The organism is Dyella kyungheensis, from assembly GCF_049913195.1.
Taxonomy (GTDB): Bacteria; Pseudomonadota; Gammaproteobacteria; order Xanthomonadales; family Rhodanobacteraceae; genus Dyella; species Dyella kyungheensis.
On the sequence record NZ_CP183983.1, the window covers coordinates 4,600,122 to 4,624,214 of the forward strand.

The window sequence follows — 24,093 nt, forward strand, 5'->3', positions numbered from 1 at the left end:
CTGCAAGAGCTACCCATGAACAAGCCACTCAAGCACTCACCCGTGTACCGGATCGACCGCTTCAACGTTGCCGCCCATGCGCTGTCCACGTTCATGGAACGCCTGCGCCTGACTCAGCACCTGCTCGACCAACTGCCCGGCTGCCGCCAGAACCTGGTACTGACACAACCGGACCTGGCCGGCGAGTTCAACCTGATGACGGTGGTGGAGTGGAGCAGCGAGGCGCATATGGCCGCGGCGAAGGCGGCGATGCAGGCACGCTATGCGCAGGAGGGGTTTGATCCGGGGGCTTTTATGCAGGAGTTGGGGGTGATGGCGGATATGGGGACGTATCGAACGGTGTGATGCCACTCGCGACCGAGTAGAAATGTTCCCGCGAGCACCCGCCCCTCAACCCGGCCGACGGGGAGAGGGAGAAGTAGGGTGCGTCGGAGTGACGAACTACTGTGGGAGCGCACTTGTGCGCGACAAGCTGACGGAGCGATACATCCGGGCGTGCCCAGTCGCGCGCAAGCGCGCTCCCACAGAAAAGCCGCATATCCGCGATATGGGGACGTATCGAACGGTGTAACCGGGCGCGGCAGGTAGTAACGTTTTCGCGAGCACCCGCCCCTCAACCCGGCCGACGGGGAGAGGGAGAAGTGGGGTGCGTCGGAGTGACGAACTACTGTGGGAGCGCACTTGTGCGCGACAAGCTGACGGAGCGATACATCCAGGCGTGCCCAGTCGCGCGCAAGCGCGCTCCCACAGAAAAGCCGCATATCCGCGATATGGGGACGTATCGAACGGTGTAACCGGGCGCGGCAGGTAGTAACGTTTTCGCGAGCACCGCCCCTCACCACCGTAAAGGTGGCAATGCCCCGGCTCTCCCCGGCGGGGGAGAAGTGGGGTGTATCGGAGTTGGCGAACTACTGTGGGAGCGCACTTGTACGCGACAAGCTGACGGAGCGATACATCCAGGCGTGCCTAGTCGCGCGCAAGCGCGCTCCCACAGAAAAGCCGCATATCCGCGATATGGGGACGTATCGAACGGTGTAACCGGGCGCGGCAGGAAGCCCGGCTCTAAGTTCTCGGCGATTGGCGAGCAAAAGAAGCCAGGGTCTCATTCCCCCTTCAACCACCTGGCCGCATCCACCGCGAAATAGGTCAGGATCGCATCCGCACCCGCCCGCTTGAACGCCGTCAGCGATTCCAGCACCACGGCCTTCTCGTCCAGCCAGCCATTCTGCGCGGCCGCCTTCAGCATCGCGTATTCGCCGCTCACCTGGTACACGAACGTCGGCATGCCAAACGCATCCTTCACCCGGCGCAGCACGTCCAGGTAAGGCATGCCCGGTTTCACCATCACCGCATCCGCGCCTTCATGGATGTCCAGCTCGATCTCGCGCAGCGCTTCGTCGCTGTTGCCCACGTCCATCTGGTACGTGTGCTTGTTGCCCTTGCCCAGATTCGCCGCCGAGCCCACCGCGTCGCGGAACGGTCCGTAGAACGCCGAGGCGTATTTGGCCGAGTACGCCAGGATGCGCGTGTGGATATGCCCGGCCTCTTCCAGTGCATCGCGGATCGCGCCGATACGGCCGTCCATCATGTCCGAGGGCGCCACGAAATCCATGCCGGCCTCAGCCTGCGCCAGCGACATCTTGATCAACGCCTCGATGGTCGGCTCGTTCATCACGTAGCCGTGCTCGTCGATCAAACCATCCTGGCCGTGCGTGGTGTACGGATCGAGCGCCACGTCGCCGATCAGGCCAAGCTCCGGGTACTTCGCCTTCAGCGCGCGCGTGGCGCGCTGCATGAGGCTCTGTGGATTCCATGCTTCGCGGGCGTCTTCCGTCTTCACCGCTTCGCCCGGCGAGGGGAACAAGGCCAGCGCGGGAATGCCAAGACGCACGCATTCACCAGCGAGCTTGAGCAGTTCGTCGATGGACAAACGTTCCACGCCCGGCATGGACGGCACCGCTTCGCGCTGCCCTTCACCTTCGATGAGGAAGGCGACCATGATCAGGTCGGTGGGCAGCAGGGTGTGCTCGCGCATCAGCGCACGCGAGAAGGCATCGCGGCGCATGCGACGCATGCGGACGGCGGGATAGCTCATGGGTGAACTCTCGGGCGGGACATTTCGCCTATTTTAGCGCTTCTTGCCGTCCGGCTGGCGGGCGACCAGGCGTCGTCCGCCGCGACGCCGCGCAAGGTGTCCATGCGTTCGATGGAAATCTTGCGCGCGTTCCCTGCTCAAATCGCATGTCGATGCTCCGGCACGCGACTCCTTTTGAACTAGTCCGGCGTGCTCGTCGACGAAACGATGCCGTTGCGATTCATCGTGACAACAGCGTCGCGATCGATGCAGGCAGCGGGAAGATTGGGCGTGCCCAGCGGCGGGCAGAGGCGTTCTGCCGTCGCCGGTTCGGGCACCGAAGTGGCGGGACGATAGGGCTGATAGGAAGGCGACGGCACCGCCGCGAACGTGCCTTTCTTTTCCGCCGCCACGGCCACCGCCGAGCGGGCCGCGAAGACCAGCGCGTTCTGCGCCATGCGTTGGCCGGTGGACGGCTCCGCTGCAAAGACCGGCAACGACGCATGGGGCGCGGATTCTTGCGGAGTCGCGGCCTGGCTCATGGCCACGGCATGCAACGGTTCGCGGTAGGACGCATCCTGATTCGCCACGGCGCCCTGCTGGGCCCAGGCCGGTGCTGCAAGCATGGCCGCCAACAGGCAGGCCGCCACGGTAACCGCTTGCTGCTTCATCGCTCACCACTCCTTATCCGTGAGTCTTCCATGAGCACCGCCGGCATTGCTCCGACCGTGCTGCGTCGACGTCGGGATCATAGCCATCCCTGGCTGAAGCGAACCAGTGGCAGTCGCTCCCTCTTCCGTGTGCGGAGACGCGCATGCGAGAGTGCCGTGGTCACGCCCTGGAGCCCGGCCTTGGATAGCAGCCCGTCGATGTACCGCTTCCTTCGCCTGCGTGGCCATCGCGTTGCCTATCGCGCCTATGGCGACCCGAACGGCGAGCCCGTGGTGCTGCTGCATGCCTTTGCCAGCCAGTCCGGAAGCTGGAGCCACACCGCCGAAGCGCTTGCGCAGCAGGGCTTCCGGGTCATCGCACCGGACCTGCGCGGGCACGGCCGCAGTGATTGGACGCCTACCTATTCGCTGGCCGACTTCGAGGACGACCTGAGCGACCTGCTCGATGCGCTTGGCCTGGGCGCCATCAACCTGATCGGCCATTCGCTGGGCGGGCATCTGGCGCTGAAGCTCGCCACCCACCAGCCCGAACGCATCCGCCGGCTGGTCATCGAGGCCGCGCCCGTGCCGCCGCGCGATGTCGCGGACGCCACGGCCCTGGCGGCGGCGCAAGCCGGTCCCGCCTGGCAGCGTTCGTTGCGCCTGCTGGGCCTGGGCCGCCTGTTGCGGCTGATGCTGTTGCGGCAGTTCGACCTGCGGGCAGCCCGTACCGTATTGCCGGAACTGCGCGCCCCGATGCCGGCCTGGTGGTCGCGCCTGTCCACCCTGCGTGCGCCGTGCCTGCTGCTGGCCAGCCACGACGACGGGTTCGTGAGCAGCCGGCTGCCGTTGTTGGCGGCGCAGATTCCCCATGCCGTCACCCGCCGCTTCGGCAGCGGACACCGGCTGCACGGCGAACACACCGCCGCATTCCTGGCGGAAGTGATTCCTTTCGTAACCCCGCCCGTCTACGCGGAGTAACACCTCGGCGCCAGCCCTTTACCCCTTGGAAGCCGCCCCACGCTGCGGCATGGTGCCGTTCGAACGGGGTCGAATCGATCCAAGCGCCAGGCGATCTCAGCCTGGCGGATACGCTTGTCATATCGCCAACGCAACCTAGGGATCAGCGAAACCGGCATCGCCCCGGGATCGTTTCGCGCATGCACATTTTCGGAAAAAAACGGGGCTATGATCCGACATTGCGGCAAGCCAGGGGGCGAACCTGCACCGGCCGGCCGCATGGGGATATCGGGGAACCAAAGCAGATCGCCTGCGAGACGCTTTTGCGCTGCTTCCGTCCGCGGAAAGGCGCGGCTTCGCTATTCACACGCAAGACACCCACAAGTTGTCGCCGTACTATCACTGTTAGGGGGAATACCACATGTCCGACGTCATCGAGTTTCTGGAAAAGCTTGGCAGCGACGCGCGTTTGTTTCAGGCCGCCAGGGAAACGGTTGCCCTGGCCCTGGCCGACGCCCAGGTGGAAGCTGCCGCCGGTGAGGCCATCCTTGCTCGCAACGTGGAAGAGCTGCAGGCGCTGCTGAAGGTCGTGCCCTTGCACTGCTTCCAGTCCGCGCCGAAACGCGAAGGCGAGGAAGAGGAAGAGGAGCAGGAAGAAGAAGGCGAGGATGGCGAGAAGCAGCCGAAGAAGCCCAGCAAGAGCGCCAGCCAGTCCGTCGTGGTCGCACGCGCCGACACGCTGGCATGACCATGTTCCGCGCCGGCCACCTCAGGCGGGCGATCATCCTGGCAGCACTGCTGACGGGATGGCATGTGGGTACGGCCTTCGCGGCCGTACCCGCAGCGGCAGAAGATCCGGTGCAGATGCTGGAACGGGCAGACAAGCTCAAGACGTCCGACCACTCGGAATTCCTGCGCCTGCTCAGCGAGCTGGACCGTCGCAAGAACGAGTTTTCCTCCGATCAGCAGTGGCGGCTGCGCTATCTCGATGCGTGGCAGTTGGCCTTCGAAGGGCGCTACGACCGGGCCAGGCCGGCCTTCAGCGAAATCGCCGCGCGCTCGGGCGATCCCACGCTGCGGGTTCGCTCACTGGCCACCTTGATCAACATCCTCAGCCTCGGCCGGCACTACGAAGAAGCGTTCACGCAGCTGAGCACGCTGTTCGATCTGCTGCCGACGGCGAAGAACCCGGAAGCCCGTTTCCAGGCACTGGGCGAAGGCGCGGTATTCCTGGCCACGGCCGGGCAGTACGAGTTGGCGTCCGGCTACGCCCAGCGCATCCTCGACGATCCGCAGCTGCGCGACCATGCCTGCCAGGGCATGGCATACAAGCTGCGCGTGCTGTTTCTCGCCGGCAAGGTGCGCGGCACCGACCCCGAATACGATCGCGGCATCGACACCTGCCTGCAGGCGAAGCAGGCGTTGTGGGCCAATTCGCTGCGCAGCGACCAGGCCAAGTACGCCATCGAACAGGGGCGCCCCAAGGACGCCGTCAGCCTGCTTCAGGCGCATTACGACGAGTTCGCCTCGTATCACTACCGTGTGCTGATGAACGGCGTCGACTCGCTGCTCGCACGGGCCTATTGGGATCTGGGCGATCTCGAGCAGGCACGCAAGTACGCGGGCCGCGTGGTCGCCGAGGCCATCACCGACGAGTATTCCGAATCGCAGGTACGCGCGTACCTGGTGCTGTACCAGATCGAGGAGAAGCTCGGCAACACCACCGCCGCGCTGGATCTGCACAAGAAGTACATGGAAGCGGACAAGGGCTACCTCAACGACGTCAGCGCCCGGGCCGTCGCCTTCCAGACGGTCAGGCAACAGGTGCTGGCCAACAAGATGCAGGTCGATTCGCTCAACAAGCAGAACGAGATCCTGCTGCTGCAACGCAAGCTCGACCACAAGGACATGGAGACGAGCCGGCTGTACATCGCGCTGCTCATCACCGTGGTGGCGTCCATCGCTTTCTGGCTGCTGCGCATCAAGCGCTCGCAGTTGCGTTTCAAGCGACTGGCCACGCGCGACAGCCTCACCGGCATCCACAGCCGCCAGCATTTCGTCGACGAAACCGAGCTGGCCTTGCGCGCCGCCGCCAAGGCCACGCGCGCGGCATGCCTGGTGCTGGTGGACCTGGATCACTTCAAGGACGTCAACGACACGCACGGCCACATCATCGGCGACATGGTGCTCAAGCGCGCCGTTGCCGCTTGCCAGCATCACCTGCACCGCCGCGATGTGTTCGGGCGCCTGGGCGGCGAAGAGTTCGCGATCTATCTGCCCGACTGCAGCGCATCGAGTGCCCGCGAACGCGCCGAACGCATCCGCCAGGCCATCGCCGCCACGCCGCTATGGGGCGAAACGCGGCAGGTGATCATCACCGCCAGCTTCGGCGTGGCGTCCAGCGACCGCAGCGGTTACGACCTGCGCCAGTTGATGATCGACGCCGATAACGCGCTGTACCAGGCCAAGCGCGAGGGCCGCAATCGCGTCGTCTACAGCGAACACAGCGATCTCGTTGCCGCTGTTCCGGCACCGGCGCCGGTCGCACCCCTCGCCCAGGACACGCCGATCGAACACGCGATGGGCCTGCCGAACTAGTCGTTCATATGCGCAGGACGCCGACGCGCGTCCTGCGCTCGCGGCGGCTAGCCGCCGCGTCGCGCATGACCGGGAAGCATGCCGATCAGCGTCGGCATCACCAGCAGCACCAGCGGATACTGCAGCGCGAGTCCGGCGATGATCGCAATGGCCAGCGGTTGCTGGACGCCCGCGCCCTGCCCCCAGGCCAGCGCCAACGGCAGCAAGGTGAGCATGGCGGCTAGCGTGGTCATGCTGATGGGACGCAGGCGGTCGCGACTCGCCGCGCGCAATGCCTGCAAGGGCGGCAGGTGGCCTGACAGCCCGACGTACTCGGACACGTAGAAGATCGCCATCTCGGTGCCCATGCCGATGATCATCGTCATGCCCATCATCGCCGTGATGTTCAGATCCACGCCGCACAGCCACAGCGCAATGAACACCGCCGTGGCCGAGAACAGCGAGCAGCCCATCACCACGAGCGCGAGTCCGGCACGGCCGTACAGGAACAACAGCAGCACGAACTCCGCCACCAGCGCCAGCAGGAACACCTTGCCCAGGCCGAGGAAGGCGATCTGCTGTTGCTGGTAAAGGCCACCCAGTTCGTAGCGCGTATCCGCGTCGAGCATGCCCGGCTGCGCGAGCAGCTTCTTCACGTCAGCTACGGCGGCACCCATGCCGCGGCCCTCGATGCGCGCCGTGACGGCCACCATCTGTTGCAGGTTTTCGCGCGAAATCTGCGGCTGGCCGTTCTCGCTGACGATCGTCGCCACGCGGCTCAGTGGAAACAGGTGGCCATCGGGCGCGCGCACCGGCAAGGCCAGCAGTTGCGGCAGTCGCCATTGCATCGCGTCGGGCATGCGGATGCGCACGCCCACGCTCTTGCTCGCCTGCGGCAACTGCGTCGCGACTACGCCGGTGAGCGCATGGCCGATCGCCTGCGTCACCGTGGCCACCGTCATGCCTTCGAGCGTGGCCTTGTCGGGGTCGATCTGCACATTCAGCGCATCGCCGGCCAGCTGCACGCCATCCTTGATTTCCACCACGCCCGGAATATCGGCGATGGCCTTGGCCACGCGTTGTGCCTGTGCCACCAGGGTGGCGGGATCGGCCGAATGCAGCTTGATCTCGATCGGTTGCGGCACCGCGGTGAGATCGCCGATCAGATCCTCCATCAGCTGCGCCAGTTCCACCTCGACGCCGGGTACCTCGTGCTCGACATGCTCGCGCACGTCGCTCATCACCTCCTCGGTGGAGCGCACATGACCCGGCTTGAGGCGAACGAAGAAATCGCCGTGATAAGACTGCCCGAGGTCGCCACCCAGGCCCGTGCCGAGACGGCGCGAGAACGTCTCCACCTCGGGCATCGAACGAAGGATCGCTTCTACCTGCTGCACCTGGCGCGCCGTTTCGGGCAACGAGGTGCCGGGCCGGGTGAAGTAGTCCATCACGAAGCCGCTTTCGTCGACGGCCGGCATGAAGCCGGTGGCAACGTGCGTATAGGCGACCGCGCCCAGCGCCAGCAGCGGGACCGCCAGCGCCAGCAGCCAGGCGGGCCGGCGCGCGAAAGCATCGTAAAGCCGTGCGTGCGTGCGGGACAGCCAGCTTTCGTGATCGAGCCCGGGGTCGTGCCAGCGGCCGAAGTCGATCCAGCGCCGCAACAGCGGCGGCAGCACGAACGCGCTGACCAGCCACGAGACGGCCAACGCACTGGCCATGGTGATCGACAGCGCCTTGGAAAACGCGCCGGTGACGCCGCTCAGCAGGCCAAGCGGAATGAACACGATCAGCGTCGCCAGGCTGGAGCCGGTTAGCGGTGCCAGGAACTCGCGCGCCGCCGGCAACACGGCTGCCTCGCCGCCGCCCTGTTGGGTACCGGCGCGCCGGGCCACGTGCTCCACCATCACGATCACATCGTCGATCACCAGACCCACGGCCGCCGCGATGCCGCCGAGCGTCATGATGTTGAAGCTCATGCCGAACACCTGCAGCAGCAACACCGTGACGGCCAGCGTGACCGGCACCACCAGCATGGCAATCAACATCACCCGCAGGTTGCGCAGGAACACCAGCAACACGGCGGCGGCGAGCAGCAGGCCGATCAGCACGGCATCGCGCACGCTATGCGCGGAGGCCATCACCAGTTCGCTCTGGTCGTACCACGAGATGAGCTTCACGCCCTTGGGCAGTCGATAGGATGCGAGCCGGGCACGCACGTCGCTGGCAATCTGCACGGCGTTGCCGTCCGGCTGCTCGTAGACGTTGAACAACACCGCGGGCTTGCCGTCCTCGCTCACCTTGATCCATTGCGGCACATAGCCATCGCGCACGCTGGCCACATCGGCCAGGCGCACCCAGCCGTGCGGATCGCTCTTCAGCACGATGTTGCGGATGGTGTCCAGACGTTGCAGCGAGTGATCGGCAACGACCAGATACAGCTGGTTGCGATCCTGCAGGCGGCCCACGGCCTCCAGCTGGTTCGCGTCATTCACCGCGTTGACCAGATCGTCCAGGCCCAAACCGTATTGGGCGAGTTTGCGTGGATCGGCTTCCACCTGCACTTCGGCAGTCTCGCCGCCTTGCACGTCGACTCGCGCCAGTCCTTCCACCGAGGCGAGCAGCGGCACGATCTGATACTGCGCCAGATCCCGCAGCGCCACCGGCGACAGCGTGTCGGACTGCAGCGCGTACGAGATGATCGGGAAGACGGTCGGGTCCATCCGGCGCACGTTGTAGCTGGCACCGGCCGGCAGGCTGGGCAATACACGGGCGATGGCCGAATCCACCTGCAGGGTGGACGCGATCATGTCGCGGCCCCAGCCGAAGTCGACCGATATCTGTGCGGAGCCACGGGTGGTTTCCGAGCGCAGGCCGACCACGCCGGGCACCGTGCGGATGGCTTCTTCCACCGGCCGCGTCAGCAGCAGCGCCGTCTGGTCGGCCGGACGGTCGCCAGCATCCAGATCGATGACTACCCGGGGAAACGACACCTGCGGAAACAGGCCCACCGGCAAGGTGAATGCGCTCGCCAATCCCGCCAGTGCCAGCGCGAAAGCCACGATGACGATGGCACGTGCGTGCCGTGCCAGCAGCGTCGGCAGGCTCATGGCTCGGCGTGCCCGGTCGACACACGCACGGCCATGCCATCGTCGAGCTGCGTGGCGCCCTCGGTCACCAGCGGAAGATGCGCATCGAGCGCGCCGCTGGCCACCGTCACGCGATCGGACTCACCCAGCACTTTTACCGGCACGCTCACGGCCTTGCCGTTGGCGACCTGAAAAACATGGCGAACCGTCTCATCGCCCTGCACGGCGTCGCGCGGCAGCAACCAGCCCTGCCATTGGCCCACGACGATATCGGCACGAAGGCCCTCGCCGTTGATCAGCGCACCATCGGGCACGATCTCCACCGCGAGCTGATGCGTATGCGGATCGAGTGCATGCGCCACACGACGCACGGTGCCGTGCATGGACGTGCCGCCGTCGATGGAAACCACCTCGGCGCTCGCCCCCACTTGCACGCGCGTCATCGCATCGCGCTCCACACCCGCGGTCACCACCAGGCCATCGGCACGTTGCAGCGTGAGCAGTGCCGCCCCCGGTTGCAGGTTGTCCCCCTGTTGCGCGTCGACGGTGACCACGGTGCCATCGAACGGCGCGGTGACATCCGTCGTTGCACTTCGTCCCTGTTGCTGGACCACCGCATCGAGACTGGACTGCGCATCCTGCAGTGCCTTCTCTGCCTGATCGAGCTGATCGCGCGTGGCGAGTTGCTGCGAGAGCAATTGCGCGATGTGATCGCGTTGCGTGTGGGCAAGTGTCTGCGACGTCACAGCTTGCCGGTACGCGGCCACCGACGAAGGTGCCAGTGCAAAGGTGAGCAGGCTCTGACCACGCTTCACCGGCGTACCGGCGGTGACGCTCCAGCGCGTGATGTGACCGGGCGCCTGCACGCTGATCACTTGCGCCGCGTCGGCGGCCGGACCGGCGCTGCCGTACGCGGTCACCGTTTCGGGGAGACTGCCCTGCGTCAGAGGCACCGTCGTCACGGCCGCACTCACCGCCGCCTCATCGGCTGTTTCGCCGCCGGAGCACGCCGCCAACGCAAAGGCGGCCAGTGCCAAGGGAATCAATGCATGTCGGACACTCATGGCGCCATCACATCCTGTTCGAGAGAGGTCGGCATGCCACGGCCCACCAGTAGTTCCAGCGCGGCCTGTTGTTCGAGCATGCCCTGCTCGACGACGAGCGCGGCCAGCTGCCGGTTGATGGCGGCAACGCGCAGATCGGTGGCGTTGCGCAGATCGATCAGGCCAGCCCGCGCGGCCTGATCCGCTTGCGACGCGGCACGCACGGCATCGTCCGTGGCAGCGGCGAGCGCCTGCCGCTGTGCATCGAGCTGGGCGTACTGCGCCAGCAGCGCATCGACCTCGTCCTGGGCAGTGGCGAGGCGCACCGTGTATTCCTGGTGCAGTTGCTCGCGCGTGGCGCGCGCGATGGCGACGTTGTGCTGGTTGTGATCGAAGATCGGCAAAGTGAAGTTCACCGCGGGACCGCCATTGCGCACGCGGCTGTTGTCCTGCGACGCGTCGTAGCCCAGGGCGAGCGGCGGAAACTGCGCCAGCACCGCCGCGCGAAGCTGGGCCTCCTGCGCGCGATAGCCCAGCTGCAGCGCCACCAGGTCGGGGCGGCGGCGACTGACGCTGTCGAACTGCGCGCGAATGGTGGCAGCGTCAAGGTCGGCCGCCGGCAGGCTTGATGCCAGCGGCACCGCGACGTCCGGCTTCAGGCCCAGCAGCGCGTTGAGCTGTTGCCGCTGATCGAGCTGCCGCCGTTGCAAGTCGTTGAGAGCGGCGCGCGCATCGGCGGCGGCGGCGAGGTCCGACGCCACGGCCACGCGTTCCATGTTGCCCGCCTGCACGGCATTGACGATGTGCGACTCGCGTCGCGCCTGTGCCTCCATCGCCTGACGTTGCAAGGCGATCTGCCGCTCGCCTTCCACCAGATCGATCACCAGCAGCCGCGCCTTGCCCAGCGTCTGCCATTGCTCCCAGAGCAGGCTGGCATCGAGTCCGTCGGCGTTCGCCTTGGCCGCTTCGCGCCGCGGACGCAGGGTGATGAGCGAGGCGATGTCCTGGCTGATCGATGCCGTCCACGCCGTGGCGTCGCCCGGCCCCGAGATGAGATAGCCCACGCTGCCGCCCATGCTGGGATTGGGCAGCACGCCATCCTGCCGGCGTTGCGCCTGCGCGGCCTGGTGCCGGGCGTGCTGGGTCTTGAGGTCCGGGTTGTTCAGCAGCACCAGCCGTTCGATCGCCGCCAGGTCCAGCGACAGCGCGGCCGGGTCATAGCCTTGCAGTTGCGACAGCGACGCCGCCGACGACGCCTGTTCCGGCAGGGGCTTGGCCCGATAGGTCGCGCAGCCGGTCACGCATGCCGACAGCACAAGTGCTGCGGCGATACGCATCCGCGAGGGTGGTCCAGCGAAACGCATGCACGATCCATGCATGAGGAAGGACCTCATACCCTACCGGCCATGGCTTAGCGTTCACTTTGTAAAGCGTCAGCCGTGTGCGTCGCTCAACGGCATCCGCACCAGAACACGCAGGCCGCGCCCGTAGGGGGAGTCGAGCAGATCGATCGAGGCATCGTGCAATTGCGCCGCCCGCTGCACGATGGAAAGCCCCAGCCCGTAGCCCTCGCCACGGCTGCCGGTTTCGCGATGGAAGCGCGTGAACACGGCCGCGCGGCGCTCCGGCGGAATACCTTCGCCATCGTCGATCACCTCGATGGCCGCGCGGTTCGACTCGCGCTGGATGACCAGCCGCACGTGGCCACCGTCCGGCACATGGCGCAACGCGTTCTCCAGCAGGTTGCGCAGCAGGGCGGCAAGCGCCGCTTCGTGACCGTGCACCATCAGCGTACCGTCGGCGAGCGTCACTTCCAGTTCCACATCCGAGTCGCCGATCAGCGGCGACAACTCCTCGATGACGCCGCGCGCGACGGCAAGCAGGTCGATGTCCGCATGTTTGTCGCTGCGCGAGCTTGCTTCCAGGCGCGCCAGCGACAGCAGCTGCTCGACGCGGCGCGCCAGCGAGGCCAGGCTTTCGCGCGCACCGGAAAGCGCCACGTCGGCCTCGCGCGTATCGCGGCTGGCCTGTGCGTTTTCCAGGTTGATCATGGTGGAAGCCAGCGGCGTGCGCAGTTCGTGCGCCACGTCGGCGCTGAACCGGCGTTCGCGCTCCAGCGCTTCCTCCAGCAGGGTGAACTGGCTGTTCAGTGCGTCCAGCACCGGCGCCAGTTCGTGCGGCGCCGCCGCCACATCGAGCGTGTCGCGGCTTCCCGGCTCGCGCGTGGCCAGCTTCTCCGCCAGCGCTTCCAGTGGCCGCAGGCCGCGGCGCACCGCCCAGCCCAGCAGCAGCGCCAGCACCGGCAGCGCGATCAGCGGCGGCAGGCCATGTTCGATCCACAGCGCCGTGCTGATGTCGCGCCGGCTGTCGTAACGTTCGGCGGCGCGTACCACCACGCCATCGGCAGTCGGCGGCAGCGTGAAAAAGCGCCATCGGTATTTGCCGAAATAGAGGTTCTTGAAGCCGGCATGGGTGGGATCGGGTGGCGACATCGCCGTGAGATTGCCGGTCACCAGCAGCGGCCGCCCCTCGCGATCGAACACCTGGAAGCCCACCTCCGACTCATAGGTGTGGCCGTGCAGCAGCAACTCCTGCGAGGATTTGGCGGCAATCGGCACCACCACGCCGGCTTCGGCGGTATGACGTTGCAGCGCCGGCAGGCCGATGTTGTTGATCAGTGTCTGCAGCGTGCGGGCCGACTGCGCCAGGCGTCCGTCGGACAGCTCGTTCACTTCGTTGATGGTGCGCCTGAAGCTGTACACGCCCAACGGCAACAACACCAACGCGATGACGCCAAGGATCAGCCAGCGTAAGCGCGAGCGCAGGCTACTGCGGCTCACTGGGGATCCTGCGGGATCATGTAACCGAAACCGCGCACATTGCGCACGGTCTCGAAGCTCAGCTTGCGACGCAGCGCATGCACCAGCACTTCGAGCGCATTGTTGCCTACCACATGGTCCAGGCCGTACAGCGAGTTCTCCAGCGTTTCACGGCGCACCAGCCGACCCGCGTGTTCCATCAGTGCCTGCAGCAGGGCGAACTCGCGGCGGGTTAGGTCCACCGCCTCGCCGCGAAACGTCACCTCAGAGGTACCCACATCCAGCGTCAATGCGCCCACCTCGATGCGATTCACCGACAGCCCCCGCATGCGGCGGGTGAGCGAGCGGATGCGCGCGGCCAGTTCCTCCACATGGAAGGGCTTGGTGAGGTAGTCGTCGGCGCCAGCGTCGAGCCCATCGACGCGCGCGGTGAGCCCATCGCGTGCCGTCATCACCAGCACCGGCGTGTCCACGTGCGCCCGACGCGCCTCCACCAGCACGTCGATACCGTCGCGCCCGGGCAGGCCCAGGTCGAGCAGCACCAGGTCGGCGGTGCGGTCGCGCATGGCAACGAGCGCCGAACGGCCGTCGCGCAGCCACGACACCGTGTAGCTCAAGCGTTCGAGCGCGCGCTGGATCGCCGATCCCAGCTGCGCGTCGTCTTCGACCAGAAGAATGTGCACGACTTGCCGCTCCCTCACCCTGCGGGCGATGTACACCGGGATTATCGGGCATGCGCCTTAGGAAACACTTAAACGACTGTCCTGGCTGGCTTTTTCGAACGACGGCAAGGAGCCGCGAAGGCATCCTAAGACAACGCTAAGAAACGGGCCGGGCTGCGTAGCGAAGCTGTCATGAGTCCTACGCAATGCCATCGCAACACTTGCGGGCTTACGCCACAGGGGGCCCCATGAAGAAGAAGCTGCTCGTCGCCGGAATCCTGCTCGCGCTGGTCGATACCGCCCACGCCGCCACGTTCGAGATCACCGCCGGACAAACCTCCAACACCGCACAGACCCTCGCCGCGGGCCAGACCGGCACCATCGACGCCACCGGCACGCTGTCGATCGGCGGCAGCACGGCAGTCGCCGTCACGGTGACCGGCAGCAGCACGATCACCAACAACGGCAGCCTGATCGATACGACCACCGGCCGCGCCATCCGCGACAACACCGGCAACCTCACGCTCACCGTCACCAACGGTGTGGGCGCGTTGATGCAGACGGCGGACAACGACGTCGTCCAGATGAACAAGGCGAGCAGCAATGTCGTGTTCTACAACTATGGCAAGTTGGTCTCGTCCAATGCGTCACTCGGTGGCGCCCAGGCGATCGACTTCAATGCGATCACCACCGGCAGCAACAAGTTGTACAACTACGCCAGCGGCGAAATCGACGCGTACGAAGCGGACGCCGTGCGTCCCGGCGTCAACGGCTTCGTCTACAACGACGGCCTGATCAAGTCGACCAACGCGGCGGGCAGCACCGACGGCAGCGATGGCATCGATGCGCAGAGCAACAGCGGCATCACCATCGTCAACGCCACCACCGGTTCGGCCAGCGTGGCCGGTACCGGCACCATCGAGGGTGCGCGTCACGGCATCACCGGCGGCAACACGGACGTGACCACCAGCGGCGCTTATACCTTGTCGGTGACCAACAACCTTGGCGGCACCATCCAGGGCGACAACGGCTCGGGCATCAATATCGACGGCTTCAACGCCAACGAAGTGGTGACCGTGGTCAACCACGGCACCATCACCGGCAACGGCGTGAACGGCGATGGCGACGGCGTCGACGTGGATGGCCTGGTGAACATCACCAACACCGGCACGATCAAGTCGCTGCACGCGTACAACGACACCAGCGAAGGCGTGACCGTCGGCGGCGGCACCATCGTCAACTCCGGCACCATCGAAGGTGACAACTCGGCGACCAATGGCGACGGCACCGTCAACACCGGCACCGGCCGCGGCATCACGCTGGCCGGCCTGGACAAGGACCCGACCACCGACGCGCCGATTCCCGTCCAGGGCATCTACGGCAATACCACCGTCACCAATAGCGGACTGATCCGCGGCCAGAGCGATTCGGCCATCGCCGTCACCGGCGCCGCCAACGCGTTCACCGTCACCATCACGAACCTTGCCGGCGGCACGCTCGAAGGCGGCGGCTCGGCCGCGGCGGTGTACACCGGCGGCAACAACGCCACGGTGATCAACTACGGCACGATCACGGCCGACAGCAGCAACCTCGCGGTGGATCTGGGCAGCGGCAACAGCAGCCTGCAGATCCTGGGAGGTTCGGCGGCGATCAACGGCAACCTCAATGGCGGCACCGGCAGCAGCACGCTGACCATCGCACCCGGCGCCGGCAACAGCTTCAGCTACGCCGGCTCCATCGCGAACTTTGCCAGCGTGATGATCGGCGCCGGCACCACCACACTCAACGGCGCCAGCACCTATAGCGGCAACACCACCGTCACCGGCGGCACCCTGGTGCTGGGCAACAGCAATGCCATCGGCACTGGCACCTTGATCGCCGCGGCGCCGACGCTGACCTATCGCAACGGTGTCAACCTCGCCAATACGATCAGCCTGCAAGGAGCAACGACGTTCGACGTGGATGGCAGCGATGCGGCCACGCAGTCCGGCGTCATCGGCGGCAGCTTCGGCATCAACAAGACCGGCAGCGGCACGCTCACGCTCACGAGTGCGAACAGCTACAGCGGCGGCACCACCATCAGCGGGGGCACCCTGCTGGGTAGCACCGCCAGCCTGCAGGGCAATATCACCAACAACGCGGCGCTGGTGTTCGACCAGACCAGCGACGGCATCTACAGCGGCGTGCTCAGCGGCACGGGTTCGCTAACCAAGAACGGCACCGGCATGCTGGTGCTGGACGGCAGGAACAGTTTTGCCGGCACCACGACAGTGCAAGCCGGCACGCTGGAAGTGGGCGATGCGAGCAATGCGTCCGCCACGCTGGGCGGCAATGTGCAGGTAGCCGCGGGCGGCACCTTGCGCGGTCACGGCACCATCGTGGGCAATGTCACCAACAACGGCACGCTGCAGCCGGGTGGCTCGATCGGCACGCTCACCATCAACGGCAATTACACGCAGGCTGCCAATGGTGCGCTGGTGATCGACGCGGCACCCACCGGCCAGGCCGACCTGCTCACCGTCAACGGCAAGGCCAGCATCGCCGGCAGCACGGTGGTGCTGGGCGCCACGGGCAACTGGGCGCCGCGCACCGACTACACCATCCTCACCGCCACGCAAGGCGTCACAGGCCAGTTCGCTTCGGCCAGCAGCAATCTCGCCTTCCTCACGCCCACGCTGGCCTATACCGCCAACAGCGTGACGCTGTCGCTGGAACGCAACGACGTGAGCTTCGCCGGCGTAGCGCAGACGCCAAACGAACGTGCCACGGCCACCGCGGTGGAAGCCCTGGGCTGGAACAGCGCGCTGTACAACGCCGTGGTGATGGCCGATGCGGCGACGGCGCGCCACGCGTACGACCAGCTCTCCGGCGAGATCTACGCCAGCACGCGCACCGCGTTGATGGACGACAGCCGCTACGTGCGCGATGCGATCAACGATCACCTGCTCGGCCTCAACAACAGCACCACCGGAACCAGCGCCACCGGCGACAACGGCGTATCCGCGTGGACCGCGGGCTGGGGCCACTGGGGCAATCACGATGGCGACGGCGATGCCTCGCGCCTGCAAGCCAATGGCAGCGGCTTGCTGGTGGGTGCGGACATGCTGTTGGGTTCGCAGGCACGCGTCGGCGCCGTGGCGGGCTTTGGCCAGAACAGCGCGAACGTCGATGCGCTGGGTTCGTCGTCGCACACCACCGGCACGCACCTGGGTGTATACGGCGGTCTGCACGCCGATGCCTTCCAGTTGCAGGGTGCCGTGGCGTATAGCTGGCAGTCGGTGGACAGCCATCGCTCGGTGGCCTTCGACACCTTCAACGAACGCTACAACAGCGAGTACGACGGCAATACCGGGCAGGCCTATATCGACGCGAGCTACGCGTTCGGCACGCCCGCCGCGACGTTCTCGCCCTTCCTCAATGTGGCTTATGTGCGCCTGCATACGGATGCGGCCAGCGAAGGCGATGGCGCCGCGGCGCTGGACGCGAATGCGCAGACCGATTCATCCACCTACGCCACGCTCGGCCTGCGCAGCGTGTTTGCACTCGACGCCAGCGGCGGCCTGCGCGCCCACCTGAGCCTGGGCTGGCAGCACGCCTGGGGCGACACGGCCACCAGCGCCGCGATGCGCTTTGCCAACGGCAACCTGGCCTACACCGTCGATGGCGTGCCGGTGGCGCGCAATGCCGCGGCCTTCAACGGCGGCCTGAGCTTCGCCTTGTCGCGCAAGGTGACGGTGGATGCCAGCTACAACGGCCAGTTCGCCAGCCATGCCAACGATCAGGCGGCCCGCATGAGCCTGACCTGGATGTTCTAAGCCGCGCCAGACCGGGCCGTCTCAGGGATTGAGACGGCCTGCGGGTGCAATGCCGCTCCCGGATGGAGCGCACCGATGAACGCCTTGCCCAACCCCATGGCCCAACGCGCGGTGCGCGGCGACGGTGCGTTGGCCGCGCCGGTCTCCGGCGGCGACCAGCTCGCCCGGCGGCTCGCCAAACGCTATGGCGACCGCATCACCGGTTCGTTCGTCGTGCCCGGGCGCGAGGGTCAGTTCGCCCCACTGCCCGGCGATATGCCGTCCGCACTTGCAGATGCGCTGCGGGCGCGCGGCATCCATCAGCTCTATGCGCATCAAGCCCAGGCCTGGAACGCCACCGCCGCGGGCGAGCATGTAGTGATCGCCACACCCACCGCCTCGGGCAAATCGCTGTGCTACACCTTGCCGGTGATCAGCGCGGCGATCCGCCAGCGCGCCAAGGCGTTGTTCCTGTTTCCCACCAAGGCGCTCGCCCAGGACCAGGTAGCCGAGCTGCTGGAACTCAACCAGGCGGGCGATCTCGGCGTCAAAGCCTTCACCTTCGACGGTGACACGCCGGGCGACGCGCGGCAGGCGATCCGCCTGCATGGCGATATCGTGGTGAGCAATCCGGACATGCTGCACCAGGCGATCCTGCCGCATCACACCAAGTGGGCGCAGTTCTTCGAAAACCTGCGCTACATCGTGATCGATGAGGTGCATACCTATCGCGGCGTGTTCGGTTCGCACGTGGCCAATGTGCTGCGCCGGCTACAGCGTGTCTGCGCGTTCTACGGCGTGTCGCCGCAATTCATCCTGTGCTCGGCGACCATCGGCAATCCGGCCGAGCACGCCAGCGCGTTGATCGAACAGCCCGTCACCGCGATCACCGAGAGTGGCGCGCCAGTGGGTGAGAAGCACGTACTGCTGTGGAATCCGCCGGTGGTGAATGCGGACCTGGGCTTGCGTGCCTCGGCACGCTCGCAATCCAACCGCATAGCGCGCACCGCGATCCGGGCCGGATTGAAGACGCTGGTGTTCGCGCAATCGCGGCTGATGGTGGAAGTGCTCACCAAGTATCTGAAAGACGTGTTCGACAGCGACCCGCGCAAGGCGCCGCGCATCCGCGCTTACCGTGGCGGCTATCTGCCTACCGAGCGTCGTGCAGCGGAACGGGAGATGCGCGCGGGACAGGTGGACGGCATCGTCAGCACCTCGGCGCTGGAACTGGGCGTGGATATCGGCGCGCTCGACGTGGTGGTGCTCAACGGCTATCCCGGCAGTGTTGCCGCTACCTGGCAGCGCTTCGGCCGCGCGGGCCGGCGCCAGCAGGCTTCGCTCGGCGTGCTGGTCGCCAGCAGCGATCCGCTGGACCAGTACCTGGTGCGTCATCCGGAATTCTTCCAGGACTCCACGCCGGAACACGCGCGCATCGCCGCCGACCAGCCGTTGATCCTGCTCGATCACATCCGCTGCGCGGCCTTCGAACTTCCATTCAAGGACGGCGAACTGTTCGGCCCCCAGGACGCCACCCCATGGCTGCAGGTGCTGGCCGAAGAAGGCGTGCTGCATCAGGAAGGCGAGCGCTTCGAATGGATCGCGGATAGTTACCCGGCGAACGCGGTGTCCTTGCGCTCGGTGGCCGACGGCAACTTCGTGGTGGTCGATCGCACCGACGGCCGCCAGACCATCGTGGCGGAAGTGGATTTCAGCGCAGCCTCGCTCACCTTGTATGAGGGGGCGATCCACATGATCCAGTCGGTGCCCTATCAAGTCGAAAAGCTGGACTGGAACGGCCGCAAGGCGTTCGTCACGCGCACCAACGTCGACTACTACACCGATGCCATCGACTACACCAAGCTCAAGGTGCTGGAAGCGTTCGACGGTTCGCCGGCCGGCAACGGCAGCGCACACCACGGCGAGGTGCATGTGGCACGGCGCGTGGCGGGTTACAAGAAGATCCGTTATTACACTCACGAAAACATCGGCTACGGGCCGGTGAATTTGCCCGATCTGGAATTGCACACCACCGCGGTGTGGTGGCAATTGCCGCAACGCGCGCTGGAGCAGGCATTCGACCATCGCCAGGAAGCGCTGGATGGTTTTCTGGCAGCGGCGCATGCCTTGCATATCGTCGCCACCGTGGCCGTGATGGCCGAAGCGCGCGACCTGCAGAAGGCCGTGGGCAGCGGCGATGGCGCGTGGTTCGCCACGCCCGATGCCAACGGCCGCGCGCAATTGCGCTCGGGCTTTGGCGAAGGCGAACCGCCGATGAGCGGGCCGTTCGTACCCACCTTGTATCTCTACGATGCGTTTCCCGGCGGCGTGGGACTCAGCGCGCCGCTGTTCGAGCGGCGCGAGGACCTGGTACGCCTCGCCCGCGAACTGGTGCATCGCTGCGACTGCCGCGGTGGTTGCCCGGCCTGCGTGGGTCCCGTGCTCGCCGCCGACGAGCAGAACGAACGCTCGCTGAAATCGCTCGCCACCCGCGTGCTCGACCTGATCGTGGCGCTGTGAGCGCGCTGGCCGACAAGCTGCGCGGCCTGCGTCGCCAGGCCGGCGTCGTGCCCGCCGCGCCCGTACCGGCGGCCGCACCGGCGAAGCCGCGTCCCGCGCTGCCGGACAACATCGCGCAGCTGCTCGGCATCCGTCAGCGTGCGCAAGGCGTTCCAGCCACGCCTCGACGCAAGGCAAGCGTCGAGCCCACGTCGCCGCCTGGGCAGACCATCGCACCCGGCTTGCAGCTGTGCGAAACGAGCAGTGCGTGGCCGCCCGAACCGCCTGCCTTCCACGCTGCGTTCGCGCGTGTCGACGAAATGATCGCGCCAGAACGGCTGGTGCTGTTCGACACGGAAACCACCGGACTGGCCGGCGGCACTGGCACGCGCGCCTTCATGATCGGCGTGGGCGACTGGCACGAAGGACGTTTCCGCGAACGCCAGTTGCTGATCACCACGCTGGCGGGCGAGGCGGCCATGCTCGATTGTTTCGCATCATGGTTGCGTCCGGATTCGGTGCTGGTCAGCTACAACGGCAAGTCGTACGACTCGCCATTGCTCAAGACACGCTTTCGACTGCACCAACGTTCATGCCCGCTCGAAGGTCTGGCGCATATCGACCTGCTGCATCCCGTGCGCCGCCGCTGGCGTGGCGCCTGGGAGAACTGCCGGCTGGCCACCGCCGAGCGCCAGCTGCTGCAGGTGGTGCGCGAGGACGACCTGCCCGGCTCCGAAGCGCCGGCCGCCTGGCTGGGCTATTTGCGCGGCGGCTCGGCGCAGCCGCTGCACCGGGTGGCACGGCACAACAGCCAGGACCTGCGCAGCCTGGGCGGCATTCTTCACCGCTTCGCGACACCGGACGAGGCAAACACGCAGGCGTGAGGGGCGCGATCGCCCAGGGCGACGTGCTACGTTTTCCCGGCGGGCCGGACAGCCCGACACTGTTGCGATGGACGGGAATGCTGCACGCCCTGGTCCCGTCGCAAACCTGCAACGGGGAGCCGCGCGCATGCTGAAGGATTTCACCCAGACCGCCCTGCTGCTCATCACGGGCCTGTTCCCCATCATCAACCCGATCGGCTCGGCCTTCATCGTGTTGAGCATGGTGCCGCGCACGACGCCTGCCGAACGCACCGAACTGGCCTGGCGCATCACCACCAACAGCTTTGCCATCCTGCTGGTGTCGCTGCTGATGGGCGCGTATGTGCTGACCTTCTTCGGCATTTCCATTCCGGTGTTGCGCGTCGCCGGCGGCATGATCATCGCGGTGGCGGGTTGGAACCTGCTGCAGAAGCCCGACGATGACGATTCCGCCAACGAGAAGGCGCAGGAGGTCAATTCCAGCGCGGCCGGCGGCTCGCTCGCCGCCAAGACCTTCTATCCGCTGACCCTGCCGCTGATGGTCGGTCCCGGTTCGATCTCGGTGGCGATCGCGCTGGGCACCAGCTCGCCGCAAGAGGGTTTGTCGGCGATGCATTTCCTGGGCGTCGCCGCCGCGCTGGTGGTGCTGTGCGCCAGTATCTACATCTGCATGCGCTTTGCCGACACGCTCGAACGGTGGCTGGGCGCAGGCGGCACCAAGATCGTGATGCGCCTGTTTGCCCTGGTCACCTTCTGCATCGGCATGCAGCTGCTGTGGGTGGGGCTGTCCGATCTGCTGGGATCGGTGAAGTGGCGCTAGCGCGTTAGAGCGACGTGGTCAGGCGGGTCAGCCAATCGGGGCTGACGGAAAGCACCAGCGCCTCGAACCGGCGATCCAGGCCGCTGACCACCAGCACGCCGATCACCACGAAGCACGCGCCCAGCACGGTCTTGGCTATGCTGCCCGCCGACATCAGCGAGCCGCGCACGCGCACCATGGCGGCGCCGGATACGCTGCTCAGCGCCAGCAAGGGCAGTCCCGCACCGAGGCCAAACACCAGCATGAGCAGCGCAATCTGCGGCAGATGCGTGCCCTGCGCCGCCAGCGTGCTCGCCGCACCCAGGGTCGGTCCTACGCAGGGACTCCAGACCAGTCCCAGCAGCAAACCGATCAGGAACTGGCTGAAGCCGCCTTCGCCGTGCACCGAACCCAATGCCCGCTGACCCTGATTGCCCAGTTGGGCAGCGACGCGCGAGAACGAACGTTGCAAGGGAGGCAGCAGCATCACCAGGCCAAACACCACCATCAGCACGGCAGCCGCGACACGCAAGGTGCCCGCGTCCAGACCAATGGCTGCACCCAGGGTGGCGAGCAGGGTGCCGGTCAAGGCGAACGAAAGACTCAATCCCAACGCCAATGCCGCGGCACCCCAACGATGCCTGGACAACGCCGACGCGATCAGGATGGGCAGGATCGGCAGCACGCAAGGCGACAACAGCGTCGCCATGCCGGCGATGAAACCCAGTGCATAGGTGCCCAGACTGAAGTCCATCAGAGCGCCTGCTGCAGCACCGCGCGGATGGCCGGTTCGGCGGTCTGGCCGGTGGAGCGCGTCACCTCGTGCCCTTTCCTGAAGACCACGAAGGTGGATTGCTGCGTCACTTTGAGTGACTTCTCCAACGCGGTTTCCTTGTCGAAATCCGCCACGAAGATCGTCACCTGTTTGAACCCCGGTTCTTTCGACAGGCGATCGACGATCGGTTGCTGCGCCCGACACGTGGGGCACCAGTCAGCATGCAGGTACACCACCACGGGCTTGCCCGCGGCGACCGCTTGCGCGTAGCTCGCATGGTCGAACGGCACTTCATCGGCGGCGGCGGTTCCCGCCAGCGCCAGCAGCAGCGCGCCAATGATCCGGATAGGTGTGTTTGTTTTCATGTTCATGGGCATTCCGTGCGAAGCGATCAGTCGACGATGACCGGGATGGCCATCCGCGACGGCGATGTCGCGACGGCTGCCGTGCGGATGCCCAGCGCCTTGGCCACCAGCGTGTCGAGGCTCGCCTTGCCCGGGCCGCTGATCAGCAACCAGAAGAAGATCAGGCTGTAGACGATCTCGTCCGCTTCCACGTAGTCGTCCAGGCCGGTGAGGTTGGCCGATACGACCAGCACCACGGCCACCGCCATGTTGATGAGCATGGGAATGCACACCAGGCGGGTGAACAGGCCGAGCATGATCAGCAGGCCGCCGAGCAACTCCGTCCATGCGGACAAGCCGGCGCTGAAGGCCGGGAAGGGAATGCCCCAGCCGACGAAACGCTGGGTGAAACCATCCAGGTTGTGCACCTTGGCGATGCCGGTCTCCAGCCAGAAGTAGCCGAACACCACGCGCACCACGAGTGGCCCGACCCACTCGATGCGGTGCAGCCATTCGAGCAGTTGGGTGGCCTTGTCGGCGATGAGCTGGCGCATGACGGCGTGTTCCATGGATACGAGGTGCGGGCATCATGCGAACCGCCCTCGCCGGCCGCCATGGCTGGTCGTCCATGCTTTCTTGCCCGCCGTCCGGTCCTGCGCCGCATCGCCATCGCCGGACGATCGGGCACAAATGGCAGACGCGCGGGGACAGCCGGCGGCTGGCCGTCTATCGAGAATGCTCAGGTCGGCAGTGCTTGGCCATGGTGTCCGGGCCCGACGTTGTCTATCCATGCCGCCATCGGGCGGCCGTCCACCAGACAGGAGTGTTTCCATGAAGACCCACAAGCTCAACGGTGCCGCCATGGCGATGGCAGTTGCCGGCCTGTTCGCCGTCACCACCATGTCCGCTTCCGCCACCGAGAAGGCCGCGAGCGGCAAGACCGCCGATACCGCCAGCGTGAAGTGCGTGAACTCGTCGTCCTGCAAGGGCCACGGCGCCTGCAAGCAGGCCAGCAATGCCTGCAAGGGCCAGAACGCCTGCAAGGGCCAGGGCTTCACCATGCAGAAGAGCCAGCAGGACTGCGACGCCGCCCAGGCAGCCGCCAAGGCCTCCTGAGCTTGATCGCGGGGCTTTCGGCGCAGCCCGAAAGC

19 protein-coding genes are annotated in these 24,093 nt (G+C 66.3%); 9 read left to right on the forward strand and 10 right to left on the reverse strand.

What is annotated here, in order from left to right; all coding sequences use genetic code 11:
• Positions 1-15 precede the first annotated feature (15 nt).
• Complete coding sequence (locus tag ACN9MB_RS20615; protein ID WP_426270118.1) at positions 16-345, forward strand: hypothetical protein; 330 nt, start codon at positions 16-18, stop codon at positions 343-345.
• A gap of 757 nt (positions 346-1,102) precedes the next feature.
• On the opposite strand, the gene hemB is transcribed toward ACN9MB_RS20615, so the two are convergent.
• Positions 1,103-2,095, reverse strand: coding sequence for a porphobilinogen synthase (gene hemB, locus ACN9MB_RS20620; RefSeq protein ID WP_426270119.1), 993 nt, complete (start codon positions 2,093-2,095; stop codon positions 1,103-1,105).
• A gap of 179 nt (positions 2,096-2,274) precedes the next feature.
• Positions 2,275-2,745, reverse strand: a complete 471-nt coding sequence (locus ACN9MB_RS20625) for a hypothetical protein (protein ID WP_204637569.1) — start codon at positions 2,743-2,745, stop codon at positions 2,275-2,277.
• Between the two features lie 180 nt (positions 2,746-2,925).
• Here ACN9MB_RS20625 and ACN9MB_RS20630 point away from each other — a divergent pair, with 180 nt between their 5' ends.
• The 3 genes from ACN9MB_RS20630 (at position 2,926) to ACN9MB_RS20640 (ending at position 6,282) form a co-directional block, all read left to right on the forward strand.
• Entirely contained in the window at positions 2,926-3,705 is a 780-nt protein-coding gene (locus ACN9MB_RS20630; protein WP_204637570.1) for an alpha/beta fold hydrolase, read from the forward strand.
• 400 nt (positions 3,706-4,105) lie between these two features.
• Positions 4,106-4,432, forward strand: a complete 327-nt coding sequence (locus tag ACN9MB_RS20635) for a hypothetical protein (RefSeq protein ID WP_426270120.1) — start codon at positions 4,106-4,108, stop codon at positions 4,430-4,432.
• Positions 4,429-6,282 carry a tetratricopeptide repeat-containing diguanylate cyclase gene (locus tag ACN9MB_RS20640; protein WP_204637572.1) on the forward strand — a complete coding sequence of 618 codons (1,854 nt, stop codon included), beginning with the start codon at positions 4,429-4,431 and terminating at the stop codon, positions 6,280-6,282. The genes ACN9MB_RS20635 and ACN9MB_RS20640 overlap by 4 nt, the downstream gene beginning before the upstream one ends.
• A 47-nt stretch (positions 6,283-6,329) precedes the next feature.
• On the opposite strand, the gene ACN9MB_RS20645 is transcribed toward ACN9MB_RS20640, so the two are convergent.
• The 5 genes from ACN9MB_RS20645 to ACN9MB_RS20665 all read right to left on the reverse strand — a co-directional run bounded on the left by ACN9MB_RS20645 (position 6,330) and on the right by ACN9MB_RS20665 (position 13,892).
• A complete protein-coding gene (locus tag ACN9MB_RS20645; protein ID WP_426270121.1) occupies positions 6,330-9,368 on the reverse strand; it encodes an efflux RND transporter permease subunit in 3,039 nt (1,012 codons plus the stop codon).
• Entirely contained in the window at positions 9,365-10,411 is a 1,047-nt protein-coding gene (locus tag ACN9MB_RS20650) for an efflux RND transporter periplasmic adaptor subunit (protein ID WP_426270122.1), read from the reverse strand. The genes ACN9MB_RS20645 and ACN9MB_RS20650 overlap by 4 nt, the downstream gene beginning before the upstream one ends.
• Positions 10,408-11,754 carry a TolC family protein gene (locus tag ACN9MB_RS20655; protein ID WP_426270123.1) on the reverse strand — a complete coding sequence of 449 codons (1,347 nt, stop codon included), beginning with the start codon at positions 11,752-11,754 and terminating at the stop codon, positions 10,408-10,410. The genes ACN9MB_RS20650 and ACN9MB_RS20655 overlap by 4 nt, the downstream gene beginning before the upstream one ends.
• A 69-nt stretch (positions 11,755-11,823) precedes the next feature.
• Positions 11,824-13,230: an ATP-binding protein gene (locus ACN9MB_RS20660; RefSeq protein ID WP_426270124.1), complete on the reverse strand. Its 1,407-nt coding sequence runs from the start codon at positions 13,228-13,230 to the stop codon at positions 11,824-11,826.
• Positions 13,227-13,892 (reverse strand): response regulator, encoded by a 666-nt coding sequence (locus tag ACN9MB_RS20665; RefSeq protein WP_204637577.1) that lies wholly within the window; start codon positions 13,890-13,892, stop codon positions 13,227-13,229. Before ACN9MB_RS20665 ends, ACN9MB_RS20660 begins: the two co-directional genes overlap by 4 nt.
• Before the next feature lie 227 nt (positions 13,893-14,119).
• Between ACN9MB_RS20665 and ACN9MB_RS20670 the strand changes: the two genes are divergently transcribed.
• The 4 genes from ACN9MB_RS20670 (at position 14,120) to ACN9MB_RS20685 (ending at position 21,844) form a co-directional block, all read left to right on the forward strand.
• Positions 14,120-17,686 carry an autotransporter domain-containing protein gene (locus tag ACN9MB_RS20670; protein ID WP_426270125.1) on the forward strand — a complete coding sequence of 1,189 codons (3,567 nt, stop codon included), beginning with the start codon at positions 14,120-14,122 and terminating at the stop codon, positions 17,684-17,686.
• A gap of 75 nt (positions 17,687-17,761) precedes the next feature.
• Positions 17,762-20,182, forward strand: coding sequence for a DEAD/DEAH box helicase (locus ACN9MB_RS20675; protein WP_426270126.1), 2,421 nt, complete (start codon positions 17,762-17,764; stop codon positions 20,180-20,182).
• Positions 20,179-21,045, forward strand: a complete 867-nt coding sequence (locus tag ACN9MB_RS20680; protein WP_426270127.1) for a ribonuclease H-like domain-containing protein — start codon at positions 20,179-20,181, stop codon at positions 21,043-21,045. The genes ACN9MB_RS20675 and ACN9MB_RS20680 overlap by 4 nt, the downstream gene beginning before the upstream one ends.
• A 127-nt stretch (positions 21,046-21,172) precedes the next feature.
• On the forward strand, positions 21,173-21,844 hold the full coding sequence (locus ACN9MB_RS20685; protein WP_204637581.1) for a MarC family protein: 672 nt from the start codon (positions 21,173-21,175) through the stop codon (positions 21,842-21,844).
• Between the two features lie 4 nt (positions 21,845-21,848).
• Here ACN9MB_RS20685 and ACN9MB_RS20690 read toward each other — a convergent pair whose 3' ends face one another.
• The 3 genes from ACN9MB_RS20690 to ACN9MB_RS20700 are packed head-to-tail and all read right to left on the reverse strand — an operon-like array spanning position 21,849 to position 23,496.
• Positions 21,849-22,577 (reverse strand): cytochrome c biogenesis CcdA family protein, encoded by a 729-nt coding sequence (locus tag ACN9MB_RS20690; RefSeq protein ID WP_426270128.1) that lies wholly within the window; start codon positions 22,575-22,577, stop codon positions 21,849-21,851.
• Positions 22,577-22,969 (reverse strand): thioredoxin family protein, encoded by a 393-nt coding sequence (locus ACN9MB_RS20695; protein WP_426270129.1) that lies wholly within the window; start codon positions 22,967-22,969, stop codon positions 22,577-22,579. Before ACN9MB_RS20695 ends, ACN9MB_RS20690 begins: the two co-directional genes overlap by 1 nt.
• 20 nt (positions 22,970-22,989) lie before the next feature.
• Positions 22,990-23,496, reverse strand: coding sequence for a DoxX family protein (locus ACN9MB_RS20700; RefSeq protein ID WP_426270130.1), 507 nt, complete (start codon positions 23,494-23,496; stop codon positions 22,990-22,992).
• Between the two features lie 277 nt (positions 23,497-23,773).
• Between ACN9MB_RS20700 and ACN9MB_RS20705 the strand changes: the two genes are divergently transcribed.
• The gene (locus ACN9MB_RS20705; RefSeq protein ID WP_204637584.1) at positions 23,774-24,058 is read left to right on the forward strand and encodes a hypothetical protein; all 285 of its coding nucleotides are present in this window, start codon (positions 23,774-23,776) and stop codon (positions 24,056-24,058) included.
• Positions 24,059-24,093 lie beyond the last annotated feature (35 nt).

Coding starts and splice junctions, on each gene's coding strand:
- ACN9MB_RS20615 (WP_426270118.1), top strand. CDS start 16: ATGAACAAGCCACTCAAGCACTCACCCGTGTACCGGATCGACCGCTTC.
- hemB (WP_426270119.1), bottom strand. CDS start 2,095: ATGAGCTATCCCGCCGTCCGCATGCGTCGCATGCGCCGCGATGCCTTC.
- ACN9MB_RS20625 (WP_204637569.1), bottom strand. CDS start 2,745: ATGAAGCAGCAAGCGGTTACCGTGGCGGCCTGCCTGTTGGCGGCCATG.
- ACN9MB_RS20635 (WP_426270120.1), top strand. CDS start 4,106: ATGTCCGACGTCATCGAGTTTCTGGAAAAGCTTGGCAGCGACGCGCGT.
- ACN9MB_RS20640 (WP_204637572.1), top strand. CDS start 4,429: ATGACCATGTTCCGCGCCGGCCACCTCAGGCGGGCGATCATCCTGGCA.
- ACN9MB_RS20645 (WP_426270121.1), bottom strand. CDS start 9,368: ATGAGCCTGCCGACGCTGCTGGCACGGCACGCACGTGCCATCGTCATC.
- ACN9MB_RS20650 (WP_426270122.1), bottom strand. CDS start 10,411: ATGAGTGTCCGACATGCATTGATTCCCTTGGCACTGGCCGCCTTTGCG.
- ACN9MB_RS20655 (WP_426270123.1), bottom strand. CDS start 11,754: ATGCGTTTCGCTGGACCACCCTCGCGGATGCGTATCGCCGCAGCACTT.
- ACN9MB_RS20670 (WP_426270125.1), top strand. CDS start 14,120: ATGAAGAAGAAGCTGCTCGTCGCCGGAATCCTGCTCGCGCTGGTCGAT.
- ACN9MB_RS20675 (WP_426270126.1), top strand. CDS start 17,762: ATGAACGCCTTGCCCAACCCCATGGCCCAACGCGCGGTGCGCGGCGAC.
- ACN9MB_RS20685 (WP_204637581.1), top strand. CDS start 21,173: ATGCTGAAGGATTTCACCCAGACCGCCCTGCTGCTCATCACGGGCCTG.
- ACN9MB_RS20690 (WP_426270128.1), bottom strand. CDS start 22,577: ATGGACTTCAGTCTGGGCACCTATGCACTGGGTTTCATCGCCGGCATG.
- ACN9MB_RS20695 (WP_426270129.1), bottom strand. CDS start 22,969: ATGAACATGAAAACAAACACACCTATCCGGATCATTGGCGCGCTGCTG.
- ACN9MB_RS20700 (WP_426270130.1), bottom strand. CDS start 23,496: ATGCGCCAGCTCATCGCCGACAAGGCCACCCAACTGCTCGAATGGCTG.
- ACN9MB_RS20705 (WP_204637584.1), top strand. CDS start 23,774: ATGAAGACCCACAAGCTCAACGGTGCCGCCATGGCGATGGCAGTTGCC.